Origin of the sequence: Ornithinibacillus caprae, from assembly GCF_009728145.1 — a bacterium.
GTDB lineage: Bacteria > Bacillota > Bacilli > Bacillales > Amphibacillaceae > Ornithinibacillus > Ornithinibacillus caprae.
In genome coordinates this window covers 28,886-47,910 of the sequence record NZ_WOCA01000016.1, presented here as the reverse complement: position 1 = coordinate 47,910, position 19,025 = coordinate 28,886, and the positions used below count along the sequence as shown (strand labels likewise).

The 19,025-nt window shown below is 35.6% G+C and carries 19 protein-coding genes, 1 pseudogene and 2 riboswitches; all 20 genes and pseudogenes read right to left on the bottom strand.

What is annotated here, in order from left to right; all coding sequences use genetic code 11:
* Positions 1–82 precede the first annotated feature (82 nt).
* The 20 genes and pseudogenes from GMD78_RS16760 to gcvH all read right to left on the bottom strand — a co-directional run bounded on the left by GMD78_RS16760 (position 83) and on the right by gcvH (position 18,951).
* Positions 83–187, bottom strand: coding sequence for a MetS family NSS transporter small subunit (locus GMD78_RS16760; protein WP_155670384.1), 105 nt, complete (start codon positions 185–187; stop codon positions 83–85).
* Between the two features lies 1 nt (position 188).
* Complete coding sequence (locus GMD78_RS16755) at positions 189–1,724, bottom strand: sodium-dependent transporter (RefSeq protein WP_155670382.1); 1,536 nt, start codon at positions 1,722–1,724, stop codon at positions 189–191.
* A 343-nt stretch (positions 1,725–2,067) separates the two neighbouring features.
* Positions 2,068–3,278: pseudogene (locus tag GMD78_RS16750) on the bottom strand (Na+/H+ antiporter NhaC family protein).
* A 556-nt stretch (positions 3,279–3,834) separates the two neighbouring features.
* Positions 3,835–4,012: riboswitch (Lysine riboswitch) on the bottom strand.
* A 48-nt stretch (positions 4,013–4,060) separates the two neighbouring features.
* Positions 4,061–4,852, bottom strand: a complete 792-nt coding sequence (gene yunB, locus GMD78_RS16740) for a sporulation protein YunB (protein WP_155670378.1) — start codon at positions 4,850–4,852, stop codon at positions 4,061–4,063.
* Between the two features lie 76 nt (positions 4,853–4,928).
* Complete coding sequence (locus tag GMD78_RS16735; RefSeq protein ID WP_155670376.1) at positions 4,929–6,014, bottom strand: HD-GYP domain-containing protein; 1,086 nt, start codon at positions 6,012–6,014, stop codon at positions 4,929–4,931.
* A 150-nt stretch (positions 6,015–6,164) separates the two neighbouring features.
* On the bottom strand, positions 6,165–6,473 hold the full coding sequence (locus GMD78_RS16730; RefSeq protein ID WP_155670374.1) for a YunC family protein: 309 nt from the start codon (positions 6,471–6,473) through the stop codon (positions 6,165–6,167).
* A 77-nt stretch (positions 6,474–6,550) separates the two neighbouring features.
* Positions 6,551–7,948, bottom strand: a complete 1,398-nt coding sequence (locus tag GMD78_RS16725) for a bifunctional metallophosphatase/5'-nucleotidase (protein WP_155670372.1) — start codon at positions 7,946–7,948, stop codon at positions 6,551–6,553.
* A 15-nt stretch (positions 7,949–7,963) separates the two neighbouring features.
* Positions 7,964–8,782: a sulfite exporter TauE/SafE family protein gene (locus tag GMD78_RS16720; RefSeq protein WP_155670370.1), complete on the bottom strand. Its 819-nt coding sequence runs from the start codon at positions 8,780–8,782 to the stop codon at positions 7,964–7,966.
* 189 nt (positions 8,783–8,971) lie between these two features.
* Complete coding sequence (gene sufB / locus GMD78_RS16715; protein ID WP_155670368.1) at positions 8,972–10,369, bottom strand: Fe-S cluster assembly protein SufB; 1,398 nt, start codon at positions 10,367–10,369, stop codon at positions 8,972–8,974.
* A 37-nt stretch (positions 10,370–10,406) separates the two neighbouring features.
* Positions 10,407–10,838, bottom strand: coding sequence for a Fe-S cluster assembly sulfur transfer protein SufU (gene sufU / locus GMD78_RS16710; protein ID WP_155670366.1), 432 nt, complete (start codon positions 10,836–10,838; stop codon positions 10,407–10,409).
* On the bottom strand, positions 10,828–12,048 hold the full coding sequence (locus GMD78_RS16705) for a cysteine desulfurase (protein WP_155670364.1): 1,221 nt from the start codon (positions 12,046–12,048) through the stop codon (positions 10,828–10,830). The genes sufU and GMD78_RS16705 overlap by 11 nt, the downstream gene beginning before the upstream one ends.
* Positions 12,048–13,355, bottom strand: coding sequence for a Fe-S cluster assembly protein SufD (gene sufD / locus GMD78_RS16700; RefSeq protein WP_155670362.1), 1,308 nt, complete (start codon positions 13,353–13,355; stop codon positions 12,048–12,050). The genes GMD78_RS16705 and sufD overlap by 1 nt, the downstream gene beginning before the upstream one ends.
* Before the next feature lie 17 nt (positions 13,356–13,372).
* Positions 13,373–14,158 carry a Fe-S cluster assembly ATPase SufC gene (sufC, locus tag GMD78_RS16695; protein WP_155670360.1) on the bottom strand — a complete coding sequence of 262 codons (786 nt, stop codon included), beginning with the start codon at positions 14,156–14,158 and terminating at the stop codon, positions 13,373–13,375.
* Positions 14,159–14,456: 298 nt separating this feature from the next.
* Positions 14,457–14,597, bottom strand: coding sequence for a YuzK family famiily protein (locus GMD78_RS21430; RefSeq protein WP_196493850.1), 141 nt, complete (start codon positions 14,595–14,597; stop codon positions 14,457–14,459).
* A 259-nt stretch (positions 14,598–14,856) separates the two neighbouring features.
* Positions 14,857–15,672, bottom strand: coding sequence for a MetQ/NlpA family ABC transporter substrate-binding protein (locus tag GMD78_RS16690; protein ID WP_155670358.1), 816 nt, complete (start codon positions 15,670–15,672; stop codon positions 14,857–14,859).
* A gap of 58 nt (positions 15,673–15,730) precedes the next feature.
* A complete protein-coding gene (locus tag GMD78_RS16685) occupies positions 15,731–16,393 on the bottom strand; it encodes a methionine ABC transporter permease (RefSeq protein WP_155670356.1) in 663 nt (220 codons plus the stop codon).
* Positions 16,383–17,411, bottom strand: coding sequence for a methionine ABC transporter ATP-binding protein (locus tag GMD78_RS16680; protein WP_155670354.1), 1,029 nt, complete (start codon positions 17,409–17,411; stop codon positions 16,383–16,385). Before GMD78_RS16680 ends, GMD78_RS16685 begins: the two co-directional genes overlap by 11 nt.
* Before the next feature lie 189 nt (positions 17,412–17,600).
* Positions 17,601–17,715, bottom strand: a riboswitch (SAM riboswitch).
* Positions 17,716–17,788: 73 nt separating this feature from the next.
* Positions 17,789–18,100, bottom strand: a complete 312-nt coding sequence (locus GMD78_RS16675; RefSeq protein ID WP_155670352.1) for a thioredoxin family protein — start codon at positions 18,098–18,100, stop codon at positions 17,789–17,791.
* 18 nt (positions 18,101–18,118) lie between these two features.
* Positions 18,119–18,472, bottom strand: coding sequence for a toprim domain-containing protein (locus GMD78_RS16670; protein ID WP_425495062.1), 354 nt, complete (start codon positions 18,470–18,472; stop codon positions 18,119–18,121).
* A gap of 95 nt (positions 18,473–18,567) precedes the next feature.
* On the bottom strand, positions 18,568–18,951 hold the full coding sequence (gene gcvH, locus GMD78_RS16665) for a glycine cleavage system protein GcvH (RefSeq protein ID WP_343042407.1): 384 nt from the start codon (positions 18,949–18,951) through the stop codon (positions 18,568–18,570).
* Positions 18,952–19,025: the final 74 nt, after the last annotated feature.

Sequence of the window (19,025 nt, the reverse complement as noted above, 5' to 3'; positions counted from 1 at the left end):
GAAAATCCGAACTAATTAGTTCGGATTTCCCATGTATTAATACACTTTTAACTCAGCTTCATTCTATGATAATCGGCATAACTTAATTTTTATTTTCTTTTGCTACTTTAACGGCACGTGTAATACTTAGTGCCAATCCTCCCCAAATAACTACAATACCTATGACTGCAACAATTATGGCACCCATATTATTTAGCCTCCTTAGTCAAAGCTTCTTGCTCTTCTGTTGCCGATTGCTTCCATTTGGTGAATGTCATCAAAATACCAATTAGTAAAGCACCCGCTGCAACAGCCCATCCTCCCCAGAGAATGAAGGCATTTGAGTAGTTTTCATAGTTACCAGTATCTGTTGCAAATTCTCTTAATAAGTTTTGCTTAAATAATCCGAACATCATATAACCTAAAACTACTGGAGTAAATACGCATAGACTTAACGTCCACCACCAATTTAAACGGATATCAGATAAATCGTTAGCATGTGTTCTCAAGTCTTTAACTTTACGTAGTACCCAAGCAACTAGAACAACTTCTACTAATCCAACGAAGGCTACACCAAATTGGTTAATGAAGTAATCAGCTGCATCTAGGAAGAATAATCCACCTTGTGTTGCAAATAAAAGTGAGATCAATGCAGATAATCCACCACCGAAGGCAACAGCTTTAATTCTTGAAATCTTGAATTTATCAACTAGACCTGCAATATATGTTTCACAGATCGAAATTAGTGATGATAAACCAGCTAGTACTAAGGACGCAAAGAATAGGAATCCAAAGAGTCCATTTAATCCTGGGAATTGATTAATAATTTCTGGGAATACAACAAACGCTAACCCTACTCCACCAGCAACAACTTCATCAACTCCAACTCCAACTTGACCTGCCATAAATCCAAGGGCAGCAAATACCCCGATACCAGCTAATAGTTCAAAGCTAGAGTTACCAAAACCTACGATAAATGCGTTATTTGTAATGTCCGACTTTTTCGGTAAGTAGCTAGAATACGTAATCATAATTGCAAATGCAATCGACAAACTAAAGAAAATCTGACCATATGCCGCCACCCAAACATCTGGTGATGCAATTTTGCTAAAGTCAGGTGCAAAAAATGCATTTAATCCATCAAGTGCTCCAGGTAATGTAAGTGCCCGAACTACTATTATTAAAAATACAATTACCAATGCTGGAATAAAAATTCGGTTTGCAACTTCAATACCCTTTTTAACACCCTTAAATAAAACTCCTAATACAATTGCCCACACAAGAATTAATGGGATTAATACACCTGGCACAAAACTACCAGTTTGCCCTGGATCAACGGTTAAATTTAAATATTCTCCAAATAAAAATCCTTCGGTATCTGAACCCCAGTTTAAATTGAATGAAAATACAGAATAAGACATTGCCCAGGCAATAATTACGGAATAATATGTTGATATAACAAAGGCTACTAGAACAGCCCACCAACCTATAAATTCTGTATTTTTGTTCATTCTCTTAAATGTTAAAGGAGCAGAACCTCGGTATTTGTGACCCATCGTAAATTCCATAATTAATATCGGAATACCTGCTGTAAGTAAAGCAAATAAATATGGAATAAAGAAGGCTCCCCCACCATTTTCATATGCTACTGTTGGAAAACGCCAGATATTCCCTAGACCGACTGCTGATCCAACCGCAGCTAAAATAAACCCTGCTCTTGTCCCCCATTGAGAACGAGTTTCCATGAATATACCTCCCCTTTTCTTCCACTTATCACTTCAGTAATAAGTAATTTTAAAATGTTATCTTTTTTCAGATATATTAATCTTGTCTTGTATTATAACGGTACTTTTTGACTATGTCAAAACATTTTTTAAATTTTCTATATAATTAGTACAATTCAAAAATAAAGTGAAGAACAATAGCGCTTGTGACTTGCTCACACCCGACAAGCTTAAGATCTCGAGGGGGTATGCGCTGGAGCTGGACATGACTATCGCTGTAGTTATCCACATCTTGTCTATTTTATAATTTCCTAGACAATAAAAAAGCCTCACATCTTCTCAAAGGTGCAAGGCATTCCTATTTTTAGCGATTGAAAGAAAAATGAGTAAATAATGCACTAGCTATAATAATGACAAATGTAATCAGTAATCCAATTAATGCTATACCAGTAAATCCGACGACAATAAATCCTATCCCAGCAGCAACTGCCGCAATAATAGCATATGGTAATTGGGTAATCACATGATCAATATGATTGGAACCAGCACCTGTTGATGAAAGAATTGTGGTATCTGAAATCGGCGTACAATGATCACCAAAAACAGAACCTGCTAGTACTGCTGCTAGAGACGGTAGGATTAATGAAACATCTGTAATAGCTGTTACTTCTGCTGCAATAGGTAGCATAATTCCAAATGTTCCCCATGATGTTCCTGTCGCTAGTGCCATTAAACCAGCAATCAGGAAGAACAAGAATGGCAATAATGCTGAACTTATATTTGCATTATCTACAATCTGTGCTAGATATTCACCTGTTTCTAATGTCCCGATAACAGAACCAATCATCCAAGCTAGTAGTAGGATGTAAATGGCAGGAAGCATTGTTTTGATTCCCTCTATAAATACCTTCATTGTATTTGCTTTTGGTTTCCCTTGTAGAAGGTGGAAGATGAATGCTGTTAAAACAGCAGCTAATCCACCAATAAATAAGGATAAATTAACATCTGTATTTTCAAATATAGTTAAAATAGTTACTTCTATACCACTAGCCTGTATTCCTGTCCAAAGCATTGCTGAAATGGTTGCAACTAGTAAGACAGCAATCGGCACTAATAAATGATACACACGTCCATTTTTGCTTGACTGAAACACATTTGAAAGATCTCCTGGTACTTTTCCATTATTAGGGTCTAAAACTTCTCCGTGCTCCATTGCTCGTTGTTCATGTTTACGCATTGGCCCAATATCCATTTTTAAATATGCAACTAAAAATACGAGTAATAATGCACTAGTGCATATAAATTAAATGGAATCATTTTTATAAATGCTTCTAAAGGCTGAAAATCCGTTATTTGATTTGTTGTTAATAATCCACCAATTATCCCAATTAAATAAGCACCCCAACTTGAAATTGGTGAAATAACGGTAATTGGTGCGGAAGTTGAATCAATAAAGTAGGCTAGTTTCGCACGTGAAATTTTATGACGATCTGTAAGTGGTCTAGCGATTTGACCTACAGCAAGAGCATTAAAATAATCATCAATGAAAATTAAAAGACCTAGAACTGGTGTCATTAGTTGAGCACCTTTTCGAGTTTTAATTCGCTTTATCATCCATTCACCAAATGCTCTACTACCACCTGATGCTTGTAAGAATGCAGTCATCATACCGAGTAGTAATAAAAAGCCAATTAAAAGAAGATCCCCCACGTTCCATTCTCCATCTGAAATAAATATTCCAATGAAAATACTCCAGATTTCATTAACAGCACCTAAAATAGAAAAATTATGAATAAAAAGTGCTCCGATAATAATACCTGCTCCTAATGAAAGCAATACTTTTCTTGTTAGTAAGACAAGTATAAGCATAATTAGTGCTGGTATGATTGATAAAATTGTTCCTTCCATTTTGTAACCTCCGTTGTAATGATTTGTTCTTGAAGATTGTACATGTGGAGATACGTTAGTTTTTGTTAGAATACTTGGATTATCCGTAATGTCTTTAAAGCATATCCCTAGTAACACTTTACAGGGTTATAAAATATACACTTTATTTATCCAAAAAAACCACAAAAAAAACAATGATAGAAAATAACCTATCATTGTTTCACAATTTACGTTATCCTCCATTTCGATCAGTAGTCCCCCATGCACATACTACAAGCATGACAGTTTGCCTTTTATTCAAAGACAACCCAGCATTAATAAGTTCGACCCTTATTAAGCTTCGGCAAACAATCCTTTCATCAATAATCATTGCTGTCATACTCCTATTGACTACTCTTATTGTCTGCGCCTCTACCTCACCGATCTGATAAGGTCTATTATTAAATTACAAAATATATAATACTAAATATTTATTCATCTGGCAAGTCATTTTCACCAATATCGTCTTTAGGTACAGCTATAGATGGTCCACTGCCACCACTTCCATAAAACTCAGGTACATCACCCATTACTAAATGCTTGTCGATTAGAATTCTCGTACTTACATTCGTAACTTCCGTTATAAATGGAATGACAATTTGGACATCAGCTTCGACTTCTACATATAGTGAAACATAAACATTATTAATTCCAAGCACTTCTTTTTCTTCCACTAGTTCCGTTTGAACTGCACCTACTAAATCTAGGTTAACCGGAATTCTTGGACCTAAGTTTGCTAGAATTGAATTCCCAGTGGCTTGCCCGATTGGAATTTCAATTACGGTTGGATCGCGATCAACAAGTTCATCAACCGTATCACCATAAGGATCAGGTTCTCCCAATGGATCCTGATATTTAGGTGGTTCCCCGCGGTTCATGCTATGAAAAAATTCTTCAACCCGGTCAGTTGCCGCTCGATTAATTTTATTTACCACAGAAGAATCCCAATCAACAATGGTTACATAACCATTGTTATTGCTTTGGGTTATTGCTATATCTTCAAAAGTATAGTTTTCAGCAAATTTTACAGCAGAATTAATCCCACGAGTAGCAAATTCCTTAGTTTTTTGTTCTGCAACTTCCATTAAAGTAGGCGTAATCCCTTTATCAATAATAATAATGCTAGCAATCGTTCCAATTGTAAATACAATAACCGTCACCATTAAAATCGTCCGTACTGGAGGTGGTGATCTTCTTCTTTTGAACTTCATTCGATGTCTCATCTAGAAAAACCCCCTTAAAACAATCTATGCTTGTTTCAAGAGGGTTAGAATTTAAAATTTATTATACATTTGTGGTTTACTCAACATTACATGCAGTAATGGTTATATTCAATTCTTTTGCTAAATCTAATTCGTAGGGTGTAATCATTTGTTTGTTCTTATCCTTAATCACTCGGATATATGGACGGTCACAAAGATTTTTATTTTGCTTAATGACCACTCCAATCCTTCCATCACTTAGTAAGACAGTTAATCCATTTGGATAAACTGCAACACTCTTTTTAAACGCCTCAACCATCTGCTTGTCAAAAAGACTGACCGCTCCGGCATACAGTATTTCTAAGCCTTCATGTGGAAGCATGGCATCACGATAGATTCGGTTACTTGTAACAGCATCAAATACATCTGCAACTCCAATAATCTTTGCATACTTATGTATTTCATCCCCAACCAACCCTCTAGGATAGCCTGAACCATCTAAGCGCTCATGATGTTGATAGGCACAGTGAGCTACTACAGAGGATACAGAGCTTTGCTTACGAAGTAAGTCAAACCCAATTGTTGTATGCTCCTTCATTAGTGCAAACTCTTCATCCGTTAATTTATTCGGTTTTTGTAATACAACTGGATCAATAAATGCCTTTCCAATATCATGAAGAATAGCACCCGTCCCAAGCTCTGACAGTTCTTTTTTACTTAAATTTAAGGCTGATCCGATTGCCAAGGAATAGATTGTTACATTTAGTGAATGTTGAAATATATAGTCATCTGTAAGAAAAATATCTGCTAATAGTGAAATTGATTCCTCGTGATGGTTAATTTCTTCCATTAACCGATTGACTATTGCCATTAATCCTTTTTCTTCTTTATCTAATATAAATGAATTAGATAGAAGGTCATCACTTTTAATTTCAGAAAATATTTCACGTACAGATTCCGTCGCTTCTTTTCTTAGTTTTTCAGAAATAGCAGGCTCTACATTAATATCTTTAGTTTCATCATCTTCTATGTATACATACGTTATTCCTTGATCTATTAATCGCTGTAGAATGTTTTCGGATAAACACATTTCTTTTTGCAGTAAGATCATACCATTATCATTATAAATGGTTTGTCCCAGAGTAGCTCCAGGTTTTATGTGTTTTGTGCTTACTAGTCTCATTATGTACTCCTAACTATACTCAAAAAAACGTCATCATTCGACATATATATTAAATAGTACCAAAATTTATATAAAAAATCCATGAGAAAGTTATATCATACGGGTATTTAATCCTTATCATGATAAAATCCTTCCTAAACGGAAGGATTTTTAAGTTAATTTAAGTAGTGCATCTTTTCCTGTCATCCCCACTTCCCAGCCATACTTCTTTGAAGCATCTGTGACTTTTGCAAGTGGAGCATTTAATAATTCTTCAATTGTTCGAACACCTTCTGCACGACCAGCTATCACTTCACGTGCTCTTAGTTTTTCATTTTCATTAAAAAAATCCACATCAAGTGCCGCACACATTATATATCCAATTTCATTTGAAATAATTAATAAATTTGTCTTTGGAAGTTCGACTTGAGTTGCCGTAAAGTACTTACCTTCTATTTCAAGGGGATTAACCGTAATCATTAATCAATTCCTCCTTCGTGATGTACATAATATGTGTATGCATCTTGAAGGAGGAATGTCACTTTTGAAGTGTACAGCTATCTCCCATAATATTCTCTTAATGTTTCTGCTAATAAATCACGTAAAAACTCTGGTACAAAATAGTTCTTCGTTTTTGATTTAGCTATTTCAGGTAATAATCGACCAAACGTAAACGTATCAGCAGTTGCAACCGTATAAATTTTATCCTTTTCGATAGCTTGACCATTAATTGTAACATCCTTTACAAATTCCTGACCATCGTCATGAAAGTCAGTTTCCACCTTTAGCCCTGAAAAAACCATTCTCCCAATGATTTCCCCGCGAAATCCAAAGCCTTTCAATTTTAATTCTGTAAATTCTTTTGTAAAGGAAGCCCTAGTTACTTCTATTAGCTCGTTACCACTTAACTCTACAACACATGGATTAATTGGGTGTGGACAGATACGGTGAATATCTTTGTATGTAACATTTCCAATAGGAAAATCATCTAGTAATAGACCAGAATTTAACATCGCACAATCTGCTTTTGTCCAAGTTCTAACTTTATCTGTAAGTCGTTGCATAATAGGAGTATGTTGAAACCATTTAACTTCAATAACCGAATTCGTTTGAATAACCGTCTCACCCAATATATTTTCAACTGCCAATTCCAATTCAGATTGTCTTTGGACGGTTGATACATCCTTTGAAATATGCGTAATATCCGTTGCATATGCTTCTTTATCAACTAATACTTTATGTTCAAGATCCCATGTTAAAATAACTTCCCCAACAAAGGCACAATGTTTACCTGCAGCTGTTATCAACGAATTGTTTACTTTCTCTCCTGTTCGTAACAGATGATGTGTATGACCACCAATAATGACATCAATAGCAGGAAATCTTCTAGCAATTTCTTGATCCTCACTAATTCCTAAATGTGACAAGATTACGATTATATCTGTCTTTTCTTTAAGATCCGCAAGATGTTTAGCCAATGCTTCATATGGATCTGATACATGCCAATCAAGTAGTTCATAAAAGTCATTAAACGGTGCTGTTAAACCAATAACACCAACCTTAGTTCCTTGTTTTGACTCGATAATTACCGAATTATTGAGCCATTTAGGAAAAACTCCATCCAAACTATGCAAATTAGCACAAACAACTTGAAAGTTTGCCTCATCATATAGATGGAATAAATCATGATGAGCTAACGTAATCCCTTCGTTGTTTCCTATCGTAGCAATATCATAGTCCAACTCATTCATCAACTGAACATTCGCTTTTCCCATAAATGCTTCTGCTATTGGATGTACACGATCAACATGATCACCAATATCTACAATCCAACAGCTATCGCCTGTAACTTCTTTGTTAGCCTTAGCTTCTTTCATAAAAGCTGCAACTCGTGGCCATTGTTCAAAATCACTATGCAAATCATTTGTATAATAAAAGTACAGTTTTTCCTGCATGATGACCACTCCTTACTATAATAAACTATCTACAATCATACGTATTCCAATAATGATTAGTAGAATTCGTAATATCTTTTCAAGTGTTTCTGCTCGAAGGATTTGGTTCGTTTTTGCCCCAAGTCTTCCTCCAATCCATGCTCCAGGAATAAAGAATAAAAGGTATTCCCAAGCAATATGTCCAAGCATAACATGTGTACTAGCTCCAATTAAACTAGTAAAGAAAATAATAAACATGGAAGTCGCCGTTGCAATATGTGTAGGGATACCGAAAAGTAGGATCATAGCTGGGACCATAATGGAACCCCCACCTATTCCGAATAATCCTGATAACGTTCCAACTAAAAGTGATAATACAATTGCTTGCCATACTGAAATAGAATAATTGTATGTAAAACCATTAACTTCAAACGTTCGTTGTTTCTTATATTTGTTTACCGCATTCTCAGATGGTTGGCGACGCTTTAATGAAAATAATCCTGTAATTAAAATCATTAACATACCAAAATACAGTAAAAATGAATCTGTATCTACAAACTGGTTTAACCAGGAACCTATTACTCCTCCTGGAATACTACCAAATAAAAACCATAAACCGGTTTTATAATCCACGCGACCACTCTTATAATATGTAAGTGTAGAAGAAAGAGATGTAAAAATCATCGCAAACAATGATATCCCTACAATTGCTTGTGGAGTTGCCCATGAAAACATATCAAAAGATTGATTTAATAATAACAAACTGGGTATTAATATTACCCCTCCACCTAAACCGACTAAACTTCCAACAAAAGCTGTCGAAATCCCTATAATAATACAAATAATATATACCAAACTGTTTCTCCTCTTATGTATGAATTTTATAATGACTATATATTATACTAGCACTGATTGTCCTTAAATTGAACATTAATGTTTTGTTGGATGTTTGATTGGATCTGTCCGATGTTTGATTGGATCTGTCTCAACAAAAAATCCCCAAACCAGCGATGCTGGTTTGAGGGATTTTTCACTACCTTATGATTAACCGATACTACCTTCCATTTCGAATTTGATCAAGCGATTCATTTCAACTGCGTACTCCATTGGAAGTTCTTTTGTGAATGGCTCGATGAAGCCCATTACGATCATTTCAGTAGCTTCTTCTTCAGTAAGTCCTCTACTCATTAGGTAGAATAACTGCTCTTCAGAAACTTTAGAAACCTTGGCTTCGTGCTCTAATGAAATGTTGTTGTTATACACTTCATTATATGGAATTGTATCAGAAGTAGATTCGTTATCCATAATTAACGTATCACATTCGATATTTGAACGAGCACCGTCTGCTTTACGTCCAAAGTGAACAATACCACGATATGATACTTTACCACCTTGTTTAGAAATGGATTTCGAAACAATGGTGGATGAAGTATTTGGTGCTAAGTGATGCATTTTAGCACCAGCATCCTGTAATTGGCCTTTACCTGCAAGGGCAATAGATAATGTATTACCACGTGCACCTTCACCCTTAAGGATAACGGCAGGATATTTCATCGTTAATTTAGAACCGATGTTTCCATCGATCCATTCCATTGTAGCATTAGCATCACATGTGGCACGTTTTGTAACTAGGTTATACACGTTATTCGCCCAGTTTTGAATGGTTGTGTAACGGCAATACGCATCTTTTTTAACAAAGATTTCTACAACCGCACTATGCAATGAATTCGTTGTATAAACTGGTGCTGTACATCCTTCAACATAATGTACAGATGCACCTTCATCTACAATAATAAGTGTACGTTCAAACTGCCCCATATTTTCAGAGTTAATACGGAAGTATGCTTGAAGTGGTGTTGAAGTTTGCACACCTTTTGGTACATAGATAAAGGATCCACCTGACCATACCGCTGAATTTAATGCAGCGAATTTATTATCAGTATAGGGAATAACTTTTCCGAAATATTCTTTGAAAAGATCTTCATTCTCTTTAAGCGCAGTATCCGTATCTTTAAATACAATACCTAGCTCTTCTAGATCCTCTTTTAAACTGTGGTATACTACTTCAGATTCATACTGAGCAGATACACCAGCAAGATATTTTTGTTCCGCTTCAGGAATACCTAATTTATCAAAAGTTTGTTTAATTTCATCAGGTACTTCATCCCATGATCTACCTTGTCTTTCAGATGGTTTAACATAATAAACGATTTCATCAAAATCTAACCCTGAAAGATCTCCACCCCATTGTGGCATTGGACGCTCATAGAAGTGCTCTAACGCTTTTAAACGATAATCAAGCATCCACTGTGGTTCTTCCTTCATTCTTGAAATTTCTTCAACGACTTTACGAGTTAGGCCTCGTTCGGTACGGAAAATAGAGACGTCTTTATCGGAAAAGCCGTATTTATACTCATCAATTTCCGGCATATTTTTAGCCATTTTAAATACCCTCCTTTAGGTGTATAAAAGCTGGATTTCACTCTTCATGAACACCTTTTTCCATTGCTTTCCATGCAAGTGTTGCACATTTAATACGAGCTGGGAATTTGGAAACACCTTGTAATGCTTGGATATCTCCTAGATCTAGTTCTGAATCAACTTCCTCACCAAGCATCATATTTGAAAAGATTTTTGACATCTTTAATGCATCTTCAACACGCTTACCTTTAATAGCCTGTGTCATCATCGATGCTGAAGACATACTAATCGAACAACCTTCACCATCAAACTTTGCATCTTTTACCATGCCATCTTCTATTTGTAATTGAAGTTGAATTCGATCACCGCAAGTTGGGTTATTCATATCGACAGTTAATGAATCACCATTAACTACCCCACGGTTGCGGGGGTTTTTATAATGATCCATAATAACCTGTCTGTATAATGTGTCCAGGTTGTTAAAAGACATTACCAAAAAACTCCTTTGTTTTCAAGAGTCCATCAACCAACTGATCAACATCTTCTTCCGTATTATACATATAAAAGCTAGCACGAGCTGTAGCTGCAACATTCAACCATTTCATCAATGGTTGACAGCAATGATGGCCAGCTCTTACCGCAATACCATACGAATCAAGTGCTGTAGCAACATCATGTGGGTGGACATCATCCAAATTAAAGGTAACCAATGATGCACGGTTTTCAGGACCATATACATTTATACCATCTATTGTTCGTATTCTCTCCATAACGTAAACAGCTAATTTTTTCTCATGCTCGTGTATCGTATCCATTCCAATTTCATTTAAGAAATCAATTGCCGCACCTAGACCAACTGCTCCGGCTATAATTGGTGTTCCACCTTCAAATTTCCACGGCAGCTCTTTCCATGTAGAATCATACAGATTGACAAAATCAATCATTTCACCGCCAAACTCAATAGGCTCCATTTCTTCGAGCAATTGCTTTTTACCGTATAAAACACCAATACCAGTTGGAGCACACATTTTATGGCCAGAAAATGCATAGAAATCACAATCTAAATCTTGCACATCCACTTTCATATGTGGTGCACCCTGTGCTCCGTCAACTAATATAACTGCTCCATTATCATGGGCAATTTTAGCAATTTCTTTTATCGGATGGATGGTGCCTAATACATTCGAAACATGAGCAATTGCCACTACTTTTGTGTTAGGAGTAATTGTGTTACGAGCATCCTCTAGTGTAATAGAACCATCCTCTTGCAAAGGAATAAACTTAAGGGTGGCTCCAGTTACCTTGGCTACCTGCTGCCAAGGTATGATATTACTATGGTGCTCCGTTTGCGTAATAACAATTTCATCACCAGCTTTTACATTGGCACGGCCAAAACTACTTGCAACAGTATTTATCGCAGTAGTCGTTCCTCGTGTAAAAATCACTTCAGCAGTACTTGAGGCATTAATAAAGCGACGTACCTTTTCACGAGCACCTTCATATTGGTCTGTTGCCCGTGAACCTAACGTATGCACACCACGATGAACATTGGCATTATTTTGTCGGTAATAGTTATCTACTGCTTCGATAACAGGTATTGGTTTTTGAGAAGTTGCTGATGAATCCAGGTAAACTAAGGGATGTCCGTTTATTTCCTGATCAAGAATCGGGAACATTTGCCGTATGGCTTTCGCATCCATTAGTTAACCTTCCTTTCAATCATTTGGGTTAATTGAGCTTTTACAGAATCAATAGGTAATTGATTTACAACAGGAGCTAAGAAGCCGTGAATGACTAAACGCTCAGCTTCTTGTTGTGTAATACCGCGACTCATTAAATAATATAATTGTAACGGGTCCACACGTCCAACTGATGCAGCATGACCTGCTGTTACATCATCTTCGTCAATTAACAGAATTGGATTTGCATCTCCACGTGCTTTTTCACTAAGCATTAATACGCGGGATTCTTGTTCCGCATTTGACTTAGAAGCACCATGTTCAATTTTTCCAATTCCATTAAATACATTGGATGCACTGTCTTTCATTACACCGTGCTGTAAAATATATCCTTCTGAATTTTTACCAAAATGAACAATTTTAGCTGTCATATTCGTATTTTGCTTACCACGACCAACAGTAACAGCCTTTGCATTTGAAGTTGAATTATCACCAACTAAATGTGTGATATTCTCGAATACCGTGTTTCCATCATTCATTTGTCCAAGTGCCCAATCAATGGTTGCATCACGATAAGCAACACCGCGACGGTTAACATATGATGTTGTTCCTGCAGCAAAATTATCTACTGCACCAAATGAGATTTGCGCATTATTTTGAGCAATTACTTCTGTAACGATATTTGCAACTGTTTCTTCTGTTTCATTATTAGAGATATAGTTTTCAACATAAGTTAATGAGCTATTTTCATCTGCAACAACTAATACGTGGTTAAACAGTGATGCTTCTGGATCTTCTTGCCAGAAGACAACCTGTAATGGAACTTCGATTTGAACATTTTTAGGAACATAAACGAAAATTCCACCGTTCATTAATGCTGCATGTAAAGCTGTTAAACGATGCTCATCGATTGATACGGCATCTTTCATGTAATAACGTTTAACTAATTCTTCATGCTCTTTTAAAGCAGTAAAGATATCCGTGAAAATAACACCTTTATCTTTAAGGTCTTTACTTACTGTTGCATATGCAACAGATTGATTACGTTGAATCAGTAAGTTTTCTGGTAAATTATCTTTATCAAAGAAATCTTGAATTTCAGTTGGTAAATCAGTTAAGGATGAAATAGTCTCACCAGCTGCTGTATGTTTAAATTGACCAAAGTTCCATTTGCTGATGTTTGTTTTATCAGGCTTTGGCATTTCTAACGTATCAGCCTTCTCCAAAGCTTGAATGCGTAAGTCTTTCATCCACGCTGGTTCATTACGTTCAGTTGAGAACTGTTCAATATATGATTGATCATACGGTAACTTTGTATCCACAGTCATGTTATCCCTCCTTACGTTTATGCGTTTTGCTCAACAGTTTCGTCTTCAATACCTAATTCTTCTTTAATCCAGTCATAACCTTCTGCTTCTAAGCGTTGAGCTAGTTCTGGTCCACCAGATTTAACAACACGTCCTTGCATCATTACATGAACTACATCAGGTGTTATGTAGTTTAATAAGCGTTGATAGTGCGTAATAATTAGGCAACCAAAGTTTTCATCACGTAACTTATTGATGCCTTTAGAAACTACTTTTAATGCGTCAATATCTAATCCTGAGTCAATTTCATCTAATATTGCAATTTCAGGTTTTAATAACATTAATTGAAGGATTTCATTACGTTTTTTCTCTCCACCTGAGAATCCTTCATTTAGGTAACGCTGAGCCATATTTTTATCAATTTCTAAGTAATCTAATGCTTCATCCATTTCTTTAATAAATTTCATTAATGGAATTTCATCGCCTTCCGCACGACGAGCATTGATAGAAGAACGTAAGAAGTCAGAGGTAGTTACTCCACTAATCTCACTTGGATATTGCATTGCTAGGAATAGACCAGCGCGTGCACGTTCATCAACTTCCATTTCCAATACGTCTTCCCCATCAAGAAGTATACTTCCTTCTGTTACTTCATATTTAGGATGTCCCATAATTGCCGATGCTAGAGTGGATTTACCTGTACCATTTGGTCCCATTACTGCATGGAACTCGCCACCCTTAATTGTTAAATTTACACCCTTTAATATCTCTTTATCTTCAATTGAAACATGAAGATTCTTAATTTCTAGTGTTGATCCTGCCATATCGATACCTCCAAATACTATTTTTATTATATAATTGATTAGGATTGATTTTTACATCCATTCTCAATTTATTCTCATTACAATCTTAAAGCATTTCGAATTTATAATCAACATTTTTAGGTTACGAAAGTTATATTAACAACGTAATAAATATTATTTACTTCCCACAGTTCCCCATTTACGAATAGTATCAGTAATAATGGAAAAAGTAGTCACTTTTTAATAGTAAAGTGAATCTTCTTTATCAAAAAAACTGATGTCCAATTTTCAGGACACCAGTTCATTTTCTTCTATATTATTATTTATGAATTTGACTTTCAAGCTCAGAAATCATATGTTTACACTTTTCATATTCTTGGTGACGTCGTTTCTCTACATCCATACGTTTTTCCAACTTCCGACTGTACTCTGCATAGCCCATTTGATGTGACTGTTGCATTGCCTTCTCCATTTCAGAAGTGTAATTCAGTTTAACCTCACTATTAATAGTGAATCATCCTTTCGTTTTGTTTACGATATAAATCATACCACAGGGACAATACCACCTTCAAAGTCCATATAACGCGCTACTTACGAAAGGATTTTTGTTTAAAGACATTTCCGTTATTTAGCAAATAATCTTAATAATATTTAGCTATTTACTAACATTTGCTATGAAATGCTCCATATTTATTAGAAAACTTGGGTTTTGTCCATTATTAGTTGTTTCCACCAACCGGAACAACTGCTCCTTCAAATTCTTCTAATATATAGTTTTGAATTTCTTCTGAATGTAGGATTTCAACCAATTTATTTAGAGCTTCATTATCCTTATCCTCTGAACGAACAGCAATTACATTCACATATGGTGAATTTTCATCCTCAAGAAACAGTGCATCCTCTAATGGGTTTAACTCTGCACCAATTGCATAATTCGTGTTAATAACTACGAGTGTATTTTCTTCTGTTTCATATAACTCTGGTAAAAATGCAGGATCATAATCTGGCTCGAAAACTAAACCATTAGGATTTTCAACAATATCTTCAATGGTTGCTTCCCCTTTATCCACTTCTGGATTTAGAGTTATCAAACCAACTTCTTCAAACAATCCCAAAATACGACCATGGTCAGGAACGGAATTACTTAATAATACTTCTGTGCCTTCTGGGATGTCTTCTAAACTAGTAACTCCTTTAGAATATACACCAATTGGTTCTACATGAATTCCGTCAATATAATCCAAGTCATACCCAGTATCCGCAATTGTTTGTTCTAAATACGGTATATGTTGGAAGTAGTTTGCATCTAGCTCACCACTAGCTAAATCATCATTAGGCAACACATAATCCTCATACGGCTCAACTACTAAAGTAATCCCTTCTTCTTCAAGCAATGGTGCTGCTTCCTCTAGAATTTCTGCATGGGGTACACTTGATGCTCCAACAGTAATTGTATTTTCGTCTGAATCTGCTCCCCCACATGCTGCTAATGTAAGAACAACTAATAATGATAAAATACCAATAATCTTTTTCATACTATCTTCTCCTCTATGTTTATTTATTTGAATTTGGTTTTTAACCATTTATTCACAATTAACGTTTATCTAATTTATTTGAAATAAAATCTCCAATAAATTGAAAAATAAATACAATAATGACGATAATCACGGAACAAATAAAGACGATATCAAAGTCGCGTCGTTGAAATCCGGAATAATACGCATAACTTCCTAATCCACCTGCACCGATCGCCCCAGCCATAGCTGTATAACCGATTAACGCAATTGCTGTAACAGTTATACCTGAAATAAGCGCTGGCATCGACTCGGGTAACAGAACCTTAAAAATAATTGTTCTTGTTTTCGCACCCATTGATTGTGCTGCTTCGACTACACCTTTATCCACTTCTCGTAATGCTATCTCAACCAAACGTCCATAAAATGGTGCGGCACCGATAATTAATGCTGGCAATGCAGCATTTGGACCCCGAATTGATCCAATTAGGAAGTTTGTAAACGGGAATAATAGCAAAATTAAAATGATAAAAGGAATCGCACGAAATACATTCACTATTGCAGCAACGATGAAGTTAAGGAATTTATTTTCCCATATCCCTCCTTTCATCGTTAAATAAAGAAGTAAACCCAGTAAAATCCCTAAAATAAATGTTCCTACTAATGCAATAGTGGTCATGTAAAACGTCTCATACGTTGCTTCTAGCAAATCATCTATCTTAATATTTGAATCATTTAACATTGCGAATAACCTCCACTTCTACTGAGGTCTTGTTGGTAATATACTGGACCGCTTTATCAATTTCATCCGTATTACCTAATAATTGTACGATCAATGTTCCGTAAGCTCCTCTTTGCGTCTGTGTAATTTTCCCTTGTAAGATATTTAAATCCACGTTGTATTTTTTCGCAAGCTGACTAATCAAGGCCTGATTAGCAGACTCTCCTACAAAGTGAAGGCGGATGATATTTCCTTGATCATATTCAGCAAGTAATTGTTCTAGGTCATCCTCTTCCCCATTTCCCATTACTTGTTCCACAAATTTTTTGGTAACTGTTTCTTTGGGATGTAGAAACACATCTAGGACATCGCCTTGTTCAACAATTTTTCCATTTTCCATGACTGCAACTCGATTACATATTTTGCGAATTACATGCATTTCATGTGTTATAAGAATAATCGTTAATCCTAGTTTTTGGTTTATATCAACAAGAAGATCAAGGATAGAATTCGTTGTTTCTGGATCTAATGCAGATGTTGCCTCATCACAAAGTAACACTTTTGGATTATTAGCTAAGGCTCTCGCAATACCAACTCGTTGTTTTTGTCCTCCACTTAATTGTGAGGGGTAAGCATTCTCTCTACCAGCCAAACCAACTAAGCGAATTAATTCTTCTACTCGTTTATCTCGTTCTGCTTTTGGAACTCCTGCTATTTCAAGTGGGAAAGCAATATTATCTTCAATGGTCCTAGACCAAAGTAAGTTAAAATGCTGAAAAATCATACCGATTTCTTGTCGAGCTAATCGAAGCTCATTTGTATTTAGTTCTGTTATTTCTTTGTCGTCAATCTTTATACTTCCTTCAGATGGTTCTTCTAATCGATTCAACAGTCGGACGAATGTACTCTTTCCAGCTCCACTGTAACCAATCACTCCAAAGATCTCTCCATCTTGAATATCAAGGTCAAGACGATCTACAGCTGTTATTGTATTGGTTTTTGTCTTAAAAACCTTGCGTAATCCCTGTATGGATATCATGGTAATCCTCCTTAAAAACTTGGCTTTTACCAGTTTGTCGCAAAAGCCTTAGTTGCACTTATAAAAAAGTAATACTTCTTATATTCTTAAAACGAAACATGTACCTTCGTTATTATTATGTCCTTTGGCAAAGAAAAAACGCCTTTCTGCACAAGAGAACAGAAAGACGTAATAATTTTATCTACCGTTCTCTCATCTTTCAAAGCAAATCCGCTTTGTAGGAATTGGCACCTTTACCAAACAAAAAAGTTTGATGGTTGCCGCGGTTTCACAGGGCCTTTCCCTCCACCGCTCTAGATAAGAGTTTTCTTATTCGATTTAATTGATAAGTAGAATAATAGCATCGATCACATATCATGTCAACAACTATTTTAAATTTATATTTGAAAAAGTTCAGGCTTATATTTCATCATATAGCTATATATATTTGCTATTGATTGGAAAGCATATATTTTTTCTGCGATCTTATTTTCATGCTTCACCAACAAACAAGGGACGCTCTCGATTTGATTTTCTTGCATAAATTCAGGATACAGCGAAGCGTTCATTTCATAAAATATCGTTTCTTTATGAATATCCTCAATTTGGTTTAGCATTGTACGAGCCAATTGACAGGTACCACAAAATGGAGTATGAATAAATAACATATATTGATCTTCCGATAAAATATCTTCACTTATAGCTTGCAAAAAATCACCCTAACTCCGTTACATTAAAAATAAAGGATTAACAGAGAATCGTTTACCTACTAAGATTGTTGCTAAAAAACTTTCAGGAGTTGTAGCTACTTCACGAAATTCACTACTAATATAAATGTGTTCTGCATGCGGAAGTTCCTTTGATAACTGTTTTCTAAGTTTTTGACCAGATTGATCCTCATCAACTAGAATATACACATCTTTATGATCCAAATCATAGGTTTCTAGAAGTTCATCAAATCTTTCTACTCCAAATGTACCATTAGTACATATGATTGTGACATCTTCATCTATCACCTTTTGAATTTGTTTTTTATCAGTCAATCCTTCCACAATAATAACTTTATCTAAGCTATCCGTCATCATTACACATAACACCCCTACAGATTGTTAGTATGTGAAATAAGGCTGGCTCCATACCTATCGTATAGGTAGAGCCAGCCTTTTATGTACCTTTATTAACCTTCTTCGATAACCGCTTGATAACCATCAGCATCTAATAAATCATCATATTCAGATTCATCAGATGGTTCGATTACAATCATCCAAGCTTTTTCATATGGTGATTCATTTACTAACTCTGGGCTATCTTCTAGCTCTTCATTAATTTCGACAATTTTCCCGCTTAATGGAGCATATAATTCGGAAACAGTTTTAACCGATTCTACACTACCAAATGGCTCATCTGCTTCTATTTCTTCTCCTACCTCAGGGAGTTCAACAAATACGATATCCCCTAACTCATCTTGTGCAAAGTCAGTAATCCCAATACGTACTTTGTCGCCTTCCTTTTTTACCCACTCATGTTCTTCAGAGTATAACAAGTCTTTTGGTAAACTCACGTTAAATCCCTCCATTAATTCATTCAAATTAAATATACATTGTACAAGCATTTATTTCTAGTAATTCATCTTAA

Bases quoted from the DNA above. Each gene is read 5' to 3' on its own strand.
- GMD78_RS16730 (WP_155670374.1), bottom strand. From the start codon at position 6,473: ATGATTACGGTTAATCCCCTTGAAATAGAAGGTAAGTACTTTACGGCA.
- GMD78_RS21430 (WP_196493850.1), bottom strand. From the start codon at position 14,597: ATGCAACAGTCACATCAAATGGGCTATGCAGAGTACAGTCGGAAGTTG.
- GMD78_RS16725 (WP_155670372.1), bottom strand. From the start codon at position 7,948: ATGCAGGAAAAACTGTACTTTTATTATACAAATGATTTGCATAGTGAT.
- GMD78_RS16735 (WP_155670376.1), bottom strand. From the start codon at position 6,014: ATGAGACTAGTAAGCACAAAACACATAAAACCTGGAGCTACTCTGGGA.
- GMD78_RS16690 (WP_155670358.1), bottom strand. From the start codon at position 15,672: ATGAAAAAGATTATTGGTATTTTATCATTATTAGTTGTTCTTACATTA.
- GMD78_RS16680 (WP_155670354.1), bottom strand. From the start codon at position 17,411: ATGATATCCATACAGGGATTACGCAAGGTTTTTAAGACAAAAACCAAT.
- GMD78_RS16705 (WP_155670364.1), bottom strand. From the start codon at position 12,048: ATGGATGCGAAAGCCATACGGCAAATGTTCCCGATTCTTGATCAGGAA.
- sufB (WP_155670368.1), bottom strand. From the start codon at position 10,369: ATGGCTAAAAATATGCCGGAAATTGATGAGTATAAATACGGCTTTTCC.
- yunB (WP_155670378.1), bottom strand. From the start codon at position 4,852: ATGAGACATCGAATGAAGTTCAAAAGAAGAAGATCACCACCTCCAGTA.
- GMD78_RS16670 (WP_425495062.1), bottom strand. From the start codon at position 18,472: ATGACGGATAGCTTAGATAAAGTTATTATTGTGGAAGGATTGACTGAT.
- sufC (WP_155670360.1), bottom strand. From the start codon at position 14,158: ATGGCAGGATCAACACTAGAAATTAAGAATCTTCATGTTTCAATTGAA.
- GMD78_RS16755 (WP_155670382.1), bottom strand. From the start codon at position 1,724: ATGGAAACTCGTTCTCAATGGGGGACAAGAGCAGGGTTTATTTTAGCT.
- GMD78_RS16685 (WP_155670356.1), bottom strand. From the start codon at position 16,393: ATGTTAAATGATTCAAATATTAAGATAGATGATTTGCTAGAAGCAACG.
- sufU (WP_155670366.1), bottom strand. From the start codon at position 10,838: ATGTCTTTTAACAACCTGGACACATTATACAGACAGGTTATTATGGAT.
- GMD78_RS16760 (WP_155670384.1), bottom strand. From the start codon at position 187: ATGGGTGCCATAATTGTTGCAGTCATAGGTATTGTAGTTATTTGGGGA.
- sufD (WP_155670362.1), bottom strand. From the start codon at position 13,355: ATGACTGTGGATACAAAGTTACCGTATGATCAATCATATATTGAACAG.